We start from the raw sequence: 12,561 nt of genomic DNA, 5'->3' as shown, positions 1-12,561 counted from the left end.
ATTGTGGAGTTCGCATTCATGAGCGTGGAGACTCGCAAAGAGACCCTGGGTTTTCAGACTGAAGTGAAGCAGCTGCTTCACCTGATGATCCATTCCCTGTATTCGAACAAGGAGATCTTCCTGCGCGAGCTGATCTCCAACGCATCGGACGCGGCCGACAAGCTGCGTTTCGAGGCGCTGGCCCATCCCGAGTTGCTCGAGGGCGGCGACCCGCTGAAGATCCGTGTCAGCTTCGACAAGGAAGCGCGCACCGTCACCCTGGAAGACAACGGCATCGGCATGAGCCGCGACGAGGTCATCGCCCACCTCGGTACCATCGCCCGCTCCGGCACCGCCGACTTCCTGCAGAACCTGTCCGGTGACCAGAAGAAGGACTCCCAGCTGATCGGCCAGTTCGGCGTCGGCTTCTACTCCGCCTTCATCGTCGCCGACCAGGTCGACGTCTACACCCGCCGTGCCGGTGCCCCGGCCAGCGCGGGCGTGCACTGGAGCTCGAAGGGCGAGGGCGAGTTCGACATCGCCGATATCGACCAGCCCGCGCGCGGTACCCGCATCGTCCTGCACCTCAAGGCCGGCGAGGAAGAGTTTGCCGACGGCTGGCGCCTGCGCAATGTCATCAAGAAGTACTCCGATCACATCGGTCTGCCGATCGAGCTGCCCAAGCAGCAGTTCGGCGAGGAAGCGCAGGCCGCCGAGGTCGAGTGGGAGACCGTCAACCGCGCCAACGCGCTGTGGACCTGCCCGCGCAGCGAGATCAAGGACGAGGAATACCAGGAGTTCTACAAGCACGTCGCCCACGACTTCGAGAATCCGCTGGCCTGGAGCCACAACAAGGTCGAGGGCAAACTCGAGTACACCTCGCTGCTCTACGTGCCGGGTCGTGCGCCCTTCGACCTCTACCACCGCGAGGCGCCCAAGGGGCTCAAGCTCTATGTGCAGCGCGTGTTCATCATGGACCAGGCCGACCAGTTCCTGCCGCTGTACCTGCGCTTCATCAAGGGCGTGGTCGACTCCAACGACCTGTCGCTGAACGTCTCCCGCGAGATCCTCCAGGCAGGCCCGGTGATCGACTCGATGAAGTCGGCACTGACCAAGCGCGTGCTGGACATGCTGGAAAAGCTGGCCAAGAACGATCCCGAACAGTACAAGGCGTTCTGGAAGGCGTTTGGCCAGGTGCTCAAGGAAGGTCCGGCCGAAGACTTCGCCAACAAGGAAAAGATTGCCGGCCTGTTGCGTTTCGCCTCCACCAGCGATGCCAGCGGCGAGCAGAGCGTGGCCCTGGCCGATTATGTCGGTCGCATGCCGGAAGGTCAGGACAAGATCTACTTCCTCACCGGCGAGAGCTATGCCCAGGTGAAGAACAGTCCGCACCTGGAGGTGTTCCGCAAGAAGGGCATCGAGGTCCTGCTGCTCACCGACCGCATCGACGAATGGCTGATGAGCCATCTCACCGAGTTCGACGGCAAGCAGCTGGTCGATGTCGCCCGCGGCGACCTGGATCTGGGCAAGCTGGACTCGGAAGAGGACAAGAAGGCCCAGGAGGAGGTCGCCAAGGCCAAGGAGGGGCTGATCGAGCGCCTCAAGGGCGCGCTGGGCGAGCAGGTCGCCGAGGTGCGCGTTTCCCATCGTCTGACCGATTCGCCGGCGATCCTCGCCATCGGCGAGCAGGACCTGGGTCTGCAGATGCGCCAGATCCTCGAGGCCAGCGGGCAGAAGGTGCCCGAGTCCAAGCCGATCTTCGAGATCAACCCGCAGCACCCGCTGATCGAGAAGCTGGATACCGAGGCCGACGAGGAGCGCTTCGCCGACCTGTCGCACATCCTCTTCGATCAGGCCGCGCTGGCCGCCGGCGACAGCCTCAAGGACCCGGCTGCCTATGTGCAGCGTCTGAACAAGCTGCTGGTGGAGCTGTCCGCCTGATCGGCTGAGCGCCACTGCGTCGCTGCAGCGAGAATGCCGTTCCCCCGCGAGGGGGAGCGGCATTGTTGTTTCTGGCGCCGCTCGCTTGTTCGGCGTGGGGCGCCATCAGTCTCGCGAGTGTCATCGGTTCGTCATGGAAAAGTCATAGGCTCGCGCCATCTCAACGAGGAGTGCGCTATATGCAGTTGTTCAGGATGGCGGGTGTGCTGGCGGTTATGGGGCTGGCCTCCAGCCTGGCCATGGCCGAGGTGCAGGTCGAGGGGCCGGTCGAGTACGGCGTGTTCGAGACTCCGCCGCGCGAGGTGCAGCCGGGCGAGCGGGTGCTGCTGCGCAGCAACCAGCAGGTGCAGACGACCACCACGATTCCGGCCCGGCTCGGCACCAAGTTCGGCCTGCGCCTGACCCTGAGCGGCAAGCAGGTCGACGACACCCCGCTGACCCTGCTGTACCTCACCCCCGGTGTGGTCACCCCCGACGGCCAGCGTCACGATCGTTTCGAGGTGGTGCAGAAGCTGGCCCCCGGCGCGACTCAGGACGTGATGGCTTTCGAGTTCACCGAGCACCACGAGGTGGTGCCCGGCGAGTGGCACTTCCTGGTGTTCCAGGGCGACCGCAAGCTGGCCGAGCAGCGATTCGACGTGCGCTGATCGATGCTGATAACGACAAGGCCCGAAACTCTGTGCTTCGGGCCTTGTCGTTTCCGCTGCTGGGATCAGGCCAGGCGGCTTTCCAAGCGGGTGCCGTTGACCAGGTTGTCGGCCAGCGGACAGCGCCGCTCGATTTCCGCGAGCACCGCCTGCTTTTCCTCGCGGCTGAGGTCGGCGTCGATCGTTACCTTGACCCGCAGCGCCTGGAAGCCCGGGCGCACGTCGTCGCGGCGGCCGAGCAAGCCGTCCGGATCGTAGTCGGCCTCGATCTCGAACTGCATGCCGCGCAGCTCGAACTTGCGTTGGTGGGCGAGGAAGCGGCCGATGGTGCCGAAACAGCCGGCCACGGCGGCGAGGATGATCTCCAGCGGGGTCGGGCCGAGATCCTGTCCTGCGGCGTTCTTCGGCTGGTCCATGCGGATCACGTGGTTGCCGGACTCCACGGTGATGGCGAAGGCGTGATCCAGGCTGCCGCTGGCGCGGATGGTCTTCAGCGTCATGTCACTGGCCCTTGCCGCAGGTCTTGATGCCGAGCAGGCTGTAGGCCGGGCACCAGCCGAGCAGGCCGGTAGCCAGCGGCGCCAGGCCGATCAGGCCCCACCAGCCGATCACTCCAGTGGCGCCGAGCAGCAGCAGGGCCAGGCCTGCGATGATGCGCAGGATCTTGTCGGTCTTGCCAACGTTGCATTGCATGTGGGGTTTCTCCCTTGCAGGTGGGGGCGGATGCCGTCAGTTCAGCGTAGTCGCTGCGGCCGTGCCCGACGCCTCTGTATACCCTGCAGGGTATGTTTGTGCCAGTGACGGAGTCCCGGTTCGGGCAGCTTCCCGGCAGAAGAGGGGCGGCAGAAACGACAACGGCACCCGAAGGTGCCGTTGCAGTGGAGCGGGAGCGGCTTACTTGCCGGTCCAGCGCTTGAGCACCAGGGTGGCGTTGGTGCCGCCGAAGCCGAAGCTGTTGCTCATCACCGTGTTCAGGGTGACGTTCTCGCGGGTCTGGGTGACGATCGGCAGATCGGCCACTTCCGGGTCCACTTCCTCGATGTTGGCCGAGCCGGCGATGAAGTTGCCTTCCATCATCAGCAGGCTGTAGATCGCTTCCTGCACGCCGGCGGCGCCCAGCGAGTGGCCGGACAGGCTCTTGGTCGAGCTGATCGCCGGAGCCTTGTCGCCGAACACGGTGCGCACGGCGCGGGCTTCCGCCACGTCGCCGACCGGGGTCGAGGTGCCGTGGGTGTTGAGGTAGTCGATCGGGGTGTCGACGGTGGCCAGCGCCTGCTGCATGCAGCGAATCGCGCCTTCGCCGCTCGGGGCGACCATGTCGTAGCCGTCGGAGGTGGCGCCGTAGCCGACGATTTCGGCGTAGATCTTCGCGCCGCGCTTGAGGGCGTGCTCCAGCTCCTCGACCACCACCATGCCGCCGCCGCCGGCGATGACGAAGCCGTCACGCTTGGCGTCGTAGGCGCGGGAGGCCTTTTCCGGGGAGTCGTTGTACTGGGTGGACAGGGCGCCCATGGCGTCGAACAGGAAGCTCTGGCTCCAGTGCTCCTCTTCACCGCCGCCGGCGAAGACCACGTCCTGCTTGCCCATCTGGATCTGCTCCATGGCATTGCCGATGCAATGGGCGCTGGTGGCGCAGGCGGAGGAGATCGAGTAGTTGACGCCCTTGATCTTGAACGGGGTGGCCAGGCAGGCGGACACGGTGCTGCCCATGGTGCGCGGCACGCGGTACGGGCCGACGCGCTTGACACCCTTCTCGCGCAGGATGTCCATGGCTTCCATCTGGTTGAAGGTGGAAGCACCGCCGGAGCCGGCGATCAGGCCGACGCGGGGGTTGGAGATCTCTTCCTCGCTCAGGCCGGCATCCTTGATCGCCTGCTGCATGGACAGGTAGGCGAAGGCGGCGGCGTCACCCATGAAGCGATAGACCTTGCGGTCGATCAGCGCTTCGAGGTCGAGGTCGACGGAGCCGGAAACCTGGCTGCGCAGCCCCATGTCGGCATAGGACTGGTTGAAGCGGATACCTGGGCGGCTGGCGCGCAGGCTGGCGGAAACGGTCTCTTTGTCATTGCCCAGGCAGGACACGATGCCCATCCCGGTGATCACGACGCGGCGCATGCGGGTAACCCTTAGAAGCTGTCAGTGGAAGTGAACAGGCCGACGCGCAGGCCTTCGGCGCTGTAGATCTCGCGGCCATCGACGCTGACGGTGCCATCGGCGATGCCGAGGATCAGCGAACGGCTGATGGTGCGCTTGATATGAATGTTGTAGGTGACTTTCTTGGCGGTCGGCAAGACCTGGCCGAAGAATTTCACTTCGCCCGAGCCCAGGGCGCGGCCGCGGCCGGGGTTGCCCTGCCAGCCGAGGTAGAAGCCAACCAGCTGCCACATCGCATCCAGGCCCAGGCAGCCGGGCATCACCGGGTCGCCCTCGAAGTGGCAGGCGAAGAACCACAGGTCCGGGTTGATGTCGAGCTCGGCAACGATTTCGCCCTTGCCATACTTGCCGCCGGTCTCGCTGATGTGCGCGATGCGATCGATCATCAGCATGTTGGGGGCGGGCAGTTGCGCATTACCCGGGCCGAACAGTTCACCGCGACTGCAGCGCAGCAGTTCTTCCCGAGTGAAGGCGTTTTGTTTTGTCATGCGAGCTCCTCGACGATCCCTGTACCACAGGGGGCAGATCTTTCTGGCCGCGCTCCTCCGGTGGAGGCGTGGCTATGGTCTGGCTATAGACTATGGCCAGTTGATGAAAGTCACAGCCGGAGTCTGGTCATTCTGCGACGAATGGTGCTGTCCAGTGCTGTGCGGGGTGCAAGCGTGCCGCATTTCGGGGATTTTCGCCACCCGTCTATGGTCGGTTCTGCACCCAGCGCTGCAGGATGTAGCGCAGATCGGAGCGCTTGAACGGCTTGGCCAGATAGTCGTTCATGCCGGCGGCGAGGCAGGTCTCGCGGTCGCCCTGCAAGGCGTTGGCGGTCAGGGCGATGATCGGTGTATGCCGGTTGGGTCCCTCGCCGCTGCGGATCTGCCGGGTGACACTGTAGCCGTCGAGGTCGGGCAGGCGACAGTCCATGAGGATCGCCGCGTAGGCCTGTGCGCCGGCGGCCTGCAGGGCCTGCTGGCCGCTGCTGACCAGATCGACGTTGAAGCCCAGGCTGCGCAGGATGGCCTCGATCACCGTCTGGTTGACCGGGTTGTCCTCCACCAGCAACACCGACTGGCCGCCGCCCTGTTCCAGTTCGCCTTCCAGCAGTGCCTGCTCGCCGGCCAGGCAGTGGCGCCAGGGTAGTGGCAGCTCGAGGGTGAAGGTCGAGCCGCGGCCGAGCGTGCTTTCGGCGTGCAGTCCGCCGCCCATGCGTTCGGCCAGGGTGCGGGCAATCGACAGGCCCAGGCCGGTGCCGCCATAGCGGCGCGAGGTGGAGGTGTCGGCCTGTTCGAAGGCATCGAACATGTGCTGCAAACGCTCGGGGGCAATGCCGATGCCGGTGTCCTGTACCGCACAGGTCAGCCAGAGCATCTGCTGCTGATCGAGCATCTGCCAGCGGGTGGTGACGGTGATGCGGCCCTCCTCGGTGAATTTCAGCGCGTTGCCGATCAGGTTGACCAGCACCTGACGCAGGCGGGTGGGGTCGCCGCGCACCTCGATGTTGTCCAGGCCCGGTTGCAGGTCCATGAGCAGCTGCAGGCCACGCTGCTGGGCGCTGGGGCGAAATACCTGGACCGAGCTGGCGATCAGGTCGGGCAGCTTGAACGGGATGTTTTCCAGCTCCAGCGAGCCGCGCTCGATGCGTGAGAAATCGAGGATGTCGTTGATCACCTTGAGCAGGTGTTCGGTCGACTCGGTGGCCAGGGCCGTGTATTCGCTCTGTTCGCTGCTCTGCTCGGTGGTTTCCAGCAGTTGCAGCATGCCCAGTACGCCGTTCATCGGCGTGCGCAGCTCGTGGCTCATCATCGCCAGGAAGTCCGACTTGGCGCGGTTGGCCTTCTCGGCTTCTTCGCGGGCGCCGACCAGTTGGGCGATGCTGCGCTGCTGCTCGGTCTGCGCCTGTTCCAGGGCGGCCGCCAGGTGGTTGATGTGGCGCGCCAGATCGCCGATCTCGCCGCCGTCGGCTTCCGGCAACTTGGTGTGGTAGTCACCGCCCTGGATCGCCTCCACCGCGTGGCCCATGGCGTCGATGGGCTGGATCAGGCTGCGCGCCAGGCGATAGGCGAGCAGCAGGGTCAGCGCCAGGGCCAGCAGGGCCAGCACGCTGGCGCGCAGCAGGATCTGCTGCTGGCGCTGGCGGAAGGCTTCGTCGGTCATGCCGACCACCACCCGACCCAGCTGCTCGTCGTCGCTGTTGCCCTGCGCCAGGGGCGGGCTGAGCAGGAAGGGGTCGTCGAGCCTGATCTGCTGGCGGACAATCGCTGCCTGATACACCTCGATGCGCGTATCGCGCCGCCCCAGGGCCTGCTCGACATAGGCGAGCACCCGCTCCTCGCGGTCGCGCACCTCGATGAAGCGTACGTGCGGGATGTGCAGGCTGGCCTGCAGCAGGCTGTCGAGGATCGGCGCGTTGCCGGAGATCACCGCGTACTCGGTCGCCGGGGCCAGTTGGTCGGCGATTAGCTGGCCGGTCTGGGTCAGCTCGGCGTGCAGATCCTGCAGGCGGGTATAGGTGAAGTAGCCGGTCAGCAGCAGGGTCAGCAGCAGCGCCGGGCCGAGGCTGATGGCCAGGGTCCGGGTGCGGATGTTGCTGTGGCGCCAGCGCAGCATCATGGCTCTCTCTCCCAATCCTGCAGGCGCCGGGCCTGGTCGCGGTCGTCGCTCAGCTCGATGCCCAGCGAGCGGGCGACCTGCGCATTGCTGAGGACCTTGAAGTCGCGCGGGTAGGCCTCGCGGGGCCACTGTTCGGGTGGCAGCGAAAGCAGCCGGTCGAGGTCGTTGAGCCAGTCCTGCTGGTCGCTGTAGCTGCTGCTCAGGCTGCCGGCGCGGATGAAGGCGGCCGTCGGGCCGATCAGCGCCAGCTTGCGACTGTAGCTGGCGAGCAGTACGCCCTTGATGCTGCGCGGGTTGTACAGGGCCGGATCGTCGATGCCGAGCAGCACGTCGCTCTCGTCGAGCAGGCGATTGAGCGGGCGGCTGTCGCCGCTGTCCGGCCAGTACCAGGCGCTGATGGCCAGTCCCTGGGCGGCAGCCTGGCGGCGCAGTTCGTTGACCAGAAAGCGGCTGTCGTCGCTGTACAGCAGGCCGACCCGGCGTGCCTGCGGCAGCAGTTGGCGAACCAGGCGCAGCTGGCGCGCGGGCGCGGGGTCGCTCCACAACAGGGTCAGCAGGGCGGGGCGCTGGTCACCCAGGCGCTGGTGGGCCTGCACTCGGCTGATCTGCATGACCAGGGTCGGCGGTCCGCCGGGATCGCTGAGGCGCCAGTCGAGGGCGCCGGCGCCGAGCAGGACCAGCCGGCTGTCGCTGGGCAGGGTCGAGGGCGAACTCAGCCGGCTCGGGTGCATGAGCTGCACGCGGTCACTCGGGCGGCGTGCGGTGAGATCGGCCACGAAGCGGTGCAGGGCCGGCGTGTCATGGCTGGTCGCGATGATGATCTCGGCCGCCGGCGCCAGTGGTGTGATGGCCAGCAGGCAGAGCAGCACGAGCGTTTTGATAAGTCTCATCCTTGAGATGCTCGGCATGATTCAGAGTTCGAGCCCGGCGGAGATCCAGAACACGCGGCGCTCGTCGTAGTTGTTGTTCGGCCAGCCGAGGGGCTCGTCGTCCAGGCGCTGCTGCAGCACGCCGGCCAGCTCCAGCTGGCCGCTGCCCAGGCGCAGGCGCTTGGCCAGGCGCAGGTCTGCGCGTTCGAAACGGTACTCGTTGAGACTGTCGGCGCCATAGTAGAACAGTGCGCTGGACCAGTCATGCCCCCAGTCGCGCAGCCAGCCGGCCGAGCCGCTGTGGCGCGGGGTGAGGCGCCGGTCGATGCGGTGGGTGGCGTCGAACTCGATGTAGGCATAGCCCAGGCGCAGACGATCTTGCAGGCCCAGCTGCCAGTCCAGTTCACCCTCGGCACCCTTCAGGCGCAGGCGGTTGTCGTTGCTGGGCATGAAGTCGTACACCTTGAGCGGCTCGCTGATCAGCTTGTCGATCTCATCGTAGAACAGCTTGAAGTCGAGGCTCAGGCCGAGGTCGGCAAAGTGGCCGTTGTAACCCAGCTCGCGCGAGCGCATGCGTTCCTGCTCGAGATTGCCTGGGCCTCTGGCGCTGGCGAAATAGCGGGCCTCGCTCTGGCCGAGCGCGGCCGGCTGCAGATCGCGGACGGGATACTGCCAGTCGACATGGTTCTCGAACATGTCCGGTGAGCGCACCGCCTCGGAGTATACCGCGCGCAGGCCGTGGGCCGGGGTGATCAGGTAGTTGAGGGCGAGGCGTGGCGACAGCGACGGGCTGGTCGCATTGTCGTCCTCGAGCATGGCGCCGCCCTGCAGCAGCCAGTGCTGGTCGATTCGCCATTCGAACTGGCCGAACAGGCTCCAGGTATCCCGGCTGCGCCGGCCGTTGAGGTAGACGTCCGAGTCGGCGCGGTCATGCTGGTAGCGCAGGCCGCTGACCAGGCGCAGGTTGTCGGACAGGCTGAGGGTGTCCTGGATTTCGAGGTCGAAGCGGCTCTCGCGCACGTCCTCGTTGATCAGGCCGCAGCTGTGGGCAAGCGTGCCTTGACCTGGGTTGAGCGTGGCGAAGGCCTGCCGCAGGATCCGGGTGGCCAGGGCGGTCTGTTCGGGCGTGCCGGCCGGCGGGGTGAAGTTGCCCGCTTGCAGGTTCTGACCGAGCTGCTCGACGTACTGTGGCGACAGCGCCCACAACTGCCCCAGCTGCGGGCTGAACGCCAGCTGCCCCTCGCAGGCGCGCCACTGGCGCAGGCGCTCCCACTGCTGGAGGTTGCCCTGTACATAGAGGCTGTGGGTCGAATCGAGATCGAGGTTCCAGCGCAGGCTGCCGGCATAGTCGCGGGCGCGCACGTCCGAGTCGGCGTCCTGCTCCCAGGCCTGGGGGGCGATGGGGAAGACCGGCTGGTAGTGGTTGTCGACCTGGTTGCTGCCTTCCTTGAGGGCCAGCTGCCAGTCCAGCGACTGTCGGGCATCCAGCTCCTGGTTCACACGCAGGTTGAGGCGGCTGAGCCGCTGGCCGTCGCGAAAGTCGCGGCCGTCCGCCCGGTGGTCGAAGCCGTCGTCCTGCTGCCCCGACAGCGACAGTCGCAGGTCGCCGCCACGCCAGCCCTGGCCGTGGCTGGCGTACCAGTCGTCGATGCCGCGCTGGCCATGGGTCACCTTCAGGCGCGTGCCGTGGCTGTCGCGGGGGGCGCGGGTGAGGATGTTGATGACCGCCATCAGCGCATTGGCGCCGTAGCTGACCGTATTGGGGCCGCGGAACACCTCGATGCGCTCGATGTCTTCGATGGCCACGGGAATGTCGTTCCAGTCGACCTGGGCAAAGCCGGCGCGATATACCGAGCGGCCATCGACCAGCACCTGCAGGCGGCGGGCTTGGTTGGCATTGCTGCCGTGGTAGTTGACGGTTGTGCTGTTGCCGTTCTGCGGCACCACCAGCATGCCGGGCACCAGGCGCAGCAGTTCGGGCAGGCTGCGCGCGCCGCTGGCGCGGATCAGTTCGCGGTCGAGCACGCTGACGCTGCCCGGTACGGCCGCCGGGGCCTGCTGCAGGCGGGTGGCGGTGAGAACCTCGGGCAGCGCCGTGGCGGCGAGGAACAGGTCCTCGGCGAGCGCTGCTCCGCTGGCCAGGGTGCCGAGCAAGGGCACCAGCGATACACGCAGGGGAACAGCCACTGCCGCACTCCCGATTCGATTGGGGGCGGCATGTTAACCGAGGCACGGCGTTTTGCCAGCGTGCAGGTGTCACAGCACGCTGGTCGACCGGCGGTCGCTCCGTATAATGCAGCGATTGCCGCCTGGCGGCCCGATATGGATTGATCATGACTGAGCAGCAACCCATTGCCGTGCTCGGCGGCGGCAGCTTCGGTACCGCGCTGGCCAACCTGCTGGCAGAAAACGGCCAGCGTGTACTCCTGTGGATGCGTGACCCGGCGCAGGCCGCGGCGATCCGCGACAAGCGCGAGAACCCGCGCTATCTCAAGGGCATCAAGGTGCATGCGGCGGTCGAGCCGGTCACCGAGCTGGCCGCCACCTTGCAGGCCTGCTCGCTGGTGTTCGTCGTGCTGCCGTCCTCGGCGCTGCGCAGCGCGCTGCAGCCGGTGGCCGATCTGCTGGTGGGCAAGCTGCTGGTCAGCACCACCAAGGGCATCGAGGCCGATACCTTCAAGCTGATGAGCCAGATCCTCGAGGAGATCGCCCCGCAGGCGCGCATCGGTGTGCTCTCCGGGCCGAACCTGGCCCGCGAGATCGCCGAGCACGCGCTGACCGCCACGGTGGTCGCCAGCGAGGACGAGGAACTCTGTCAGCGCGTGCAGCAGGCCCTGCACGGGCGCACCTTCCGTGTCTACGCCAGCCGCGACCGCTTCGGCGTCGAGCTGGGCGGCGCGCTGAAGAACGTCTACGCGATCATGTCCGGCATGGCGGCGGCGCTGGGCATGGGCGAGAACACCAAGAGCATGCTGATCACCCGCGCCCTGGCCGAGATGACCCGCTTCGCGGTGACCCTGGGCGCCAACCCGATGACCTTCCTCGGCCTGGCCGGGGTCGGCGACCTGATCGTCACCTGTTCGTCACCCAAGAGCCGCAACTATCAGGTCGGCTACGCTCTGGGACAGGGGCTGAGCCTGGAGGCGGCGGTCGAGCGCCTGGGCGAGGTGGCCGAGGGGGTCAATACCATCCGCGTGCTCAAGGCGCGCGCCGAGCAGCTGGGCGTGTACATGCCGCTGGTCGCCGGCCTGCACGCCATACTGTTCGAGGGTCGCACCCTGCAGCAGGTCATCGGCCAGCTGATGTCCGGCGAGCCGAAGACCGACGTCGATTTCATTTCCGCCAACGGTTTCTGAAGGAGAGCGCTACATGTCCGATGTCAAACAGAGTCGTGAAGGTCTGATCCTGCGCGTGCTGTGGATGATCCTGTTCGTGCTGGTCTGGCAGGTGGCCGAGCTGGTGCTGCTGGCGCTGGTGCTGGTGCAGCTGGTCTACCGTCTGACCAGTGGCCGGCCCCATGTGGGGGCGATGAATTTCGGCGACAGTCTGAGCCAGTACCTGGCGCAGATCGGTCGCTTCGGCTGCTTCCACAGCGACGAGAAGCCCTGGCCGTTCGCCAACTGGCCGACGCCGCGCGAGCCGCAGGGCGAGGGTGCCGAGGCCGTGCTGGCCGCCACCTGGAGTGCAGCGGCGGCCCCGGCGGCGGCTGCCGCGCCGAATGCCTCCCCGGTGCCGGAAGCGACCCCCGCCGAGCAGGCTCCGGCCGCGGACAGCGCACCCGTGGCGAGCGAGGCGCCGGTCGAGTCTGCCGCGCAAGATGAGCCCGCAGAGAAAGATACTGCCGTAGCGAAGGGCGAGGGTGGTGCGGACGCCGCGCCGGAGCCCAAGGCGTGAGACTCTGGCTGCTGCGTCACGGCCAGGCCGCCCCCTACGTGAAGACCGGCGATCACCTGCGCGAGCTGACCGAACGGGGGCGGCGCGAGGCCTTGCATGCCGCCGGGCATCTGCTCGGCGAGCCGCTGGACACCATCCTGGTCAGCCCCTACGTGCGCGCACAGCAGACCGCCGAGCTGGTGCACGAAGCCCTGGCACGGGCGCCTGCGCTGTTCACCATCGACGGCATCACCCCCGACGACGATCCGCGCCAGGCCCTGCAGCTGCTGGCCGAGCGGCGCGAGCAGAACCTGCTGCTGGTCACGCACCAGCCACTGGTCGGTGCGCTGGCCGGGCTGCTGGTCTACGGCCACCTGCAGCAGCCGCTGCCGTTCAATACCGCGAGCCTGGCGCTGCTCGAGGGCGAGATGCCGCTGGCCGGACTGATGAACCTGCTGGCCATCCATCACCCGCCGAGCCACTGCTGAGCAGCC

The 12,561-nt window shown here is 66.8% G+C and carries 11 protein-coding genes and 1 pseudogene; 5 read left to right on the top strand and 7 right to left on the bottom strand.

The window, feature by feature from the left end; genetic code table 11:
* The first annotated feature begins 18 nt into the window (after positions 1 to 18).
* Both htpG and BM297_RS05630 read left to right on the top strand, forming a co-directional pair.
* Entirely contained in the window at positions 19 to 1,920 is a 1,902-nt protein-coding gene (gene htpG / locus BM297_RS05635; protein ID WP_092429156.1) for a molecular chaperone HtpG, read from the top strand.
* A gap of 179 nt (positions 1,921 to 2,099) precedes the next feature.
* Positions 2,100 to 2,567, top strand: coding sequence for a DUF3859 domain-containing protein (locus tag BM297_RS05630; RefSeq protein WP_092429154.1), 468 nt, complete (start codon positions 2,100 to 2,102; stop codon positions 2,565 to 2,567).
* A gap of 65 nt (positions 2,568 to 2,632) precedes the next feature.
* Here the strand turns inward: BM297_RS05630 and BM297_RS05625 are convergent, their stop codons facing one another.
* The 7 genes from BM297_RS05625 to BM297_RS05595 form a co-directional block, all read right to left on the bottom strand.
* Complete coding sequence (locus BM297_RS05625) at positions 2,633 to 3,067, bottom strand: OsmC family protein (protein ID WP_092429152.1); 435 nt, start codon at positions 3,065 to 3,067, stop codon at positions 2,633 to 2,635.
* A gap of 1 nt (position 3,068) precedes the next feature.
* On the bottom strand, positions 3,069 to 3,260 hold the full coding sequence (locus BM297_RS05620) for a YgaP family membrane protein (RefSeq protein ID WP_092429150.1): 192 nt from the start codon (positions 3,258 to 3,260) through the stop codon (positions 3,069 to 3,071).
* Between the two features lie 201 nt (positions 3,261 to 3,461).
* Entirely contained in the window at positions 3,462 to 4,682 is a 1,221-nt protein-coding gene (fabB, locus tag BM297_RS05615) for a beta-ketoacyl-ACP synthase I (RefSeq protein WP_092429148.1), read from the bottom strand.
* 11 nt (positions 4,683 to 4,693) lie between these two features.
* Entirely contained in the window at positions 4,694 to 5,209 is a 516-nt protein-coding gene (gene fabA, locus BM297_RS05610) for a 3-hydroxyacyl-[acyl-carrier-protein] dehydratase FabA (RefSeq protein WP_092429146.1), read from the bottom strand.
* Between the two features lie 205 nt (positions 5,210 to 5,414).
* Positions 5,415 to 7,319, bottom strand: a complete 1,905-nt coding sequence (locus tag BM297_RS05605) for an ATP-binding protein (RefSeq protein ID WP_394328008.1) — start codon at positions 7,317 to 7,319, stop codon at positions 5,415 to 5,417.
* Positions 7,320 to 7,321: 2 nt separating this feature from the next.
* Entirely contained in the window at positions 7,322 to 8,215 is an 894-nt protein-coding gene (locus BM297_RS05600; protein ID WP_092429142.1) for an ABC transporter substrate-binding protein, read from the bottom strand.
* A gap of 21 nt (positions 8,216 to 8,236) precedes the next feature.
* Positions 8,237 to 10,381 (bottom strand): TonB-dependent receptor plug domain-containing protein, encoded by a 2,145-nt coding sequence (locus tag BM297_RS05595; RefSeq protein ID WP_092429140.1) that lies wholly within the window; start codon positions 10,379 to 10,381, stop codon positions 8,237 to 8,239.
* 146 nt (positions 10,382 to 10,527) lie between these two features.
* Between BM297_RS05595 and BM297_RS05590 the strand changes: the two genes are divergently transcribed.
* The 3 genes and pseudogenes from BM297_RS05590 (at position 10,528) to sixA (ending at position 12,555) form a co-directional block, all read left to right on the top strand.
* A complete protein-coding gene (locus BM297_RS05590) occupies positions 10,528 to 11,550 on the top strand; it encodes an NAD(P)H-dependent glycerol-3-phosphate dehydrogenase (RefSeq protein ID WP_092429138.1) in 1,023 nt (340 codons plus the stop codon).
* A 13-nt stretch (positions 11,551 to 11,563) separates the two neighbouring features.
* Positions 11,564 to 11,869 (top strand): annotated as a pseudogene (locus tag BM297_RS21460) (DUF4389 domain-containing protein); the annotation flags it as partial.
* Positions 11,870 to 12,084: 215 nt separating this feature from the next.
* Positions 12,085 to 12,555, top strand: coding sequence for a phosphohistidine phosphatase SixA (gene sixA / locus BM297_RS05580; protein ID WP_092429134.1), 471 nt, complete (start codon positions 12,085 to 12,087; stop codon positions 12,553 to 12,555).
* Positions 12,556 to 12,561 lie beyond the last annotated feature (6 nt).

This window comes from Geopseudomonas sagittaria (assembly GCF_900115715.1).
Classification (GTDB): domain Bacteria; phylum Pseudomonadota; class Gammaproteobacteria; order Pseudomonadales; family Pseudomonadaceae; genus Geopseudomonas; species Geopseudomonas sagittaria.
The sequence above is the reverse complement of the archived record's forward strand: the minus strand, read 5'-3'. Positions and strand labels throughout refer to the sequence as shown.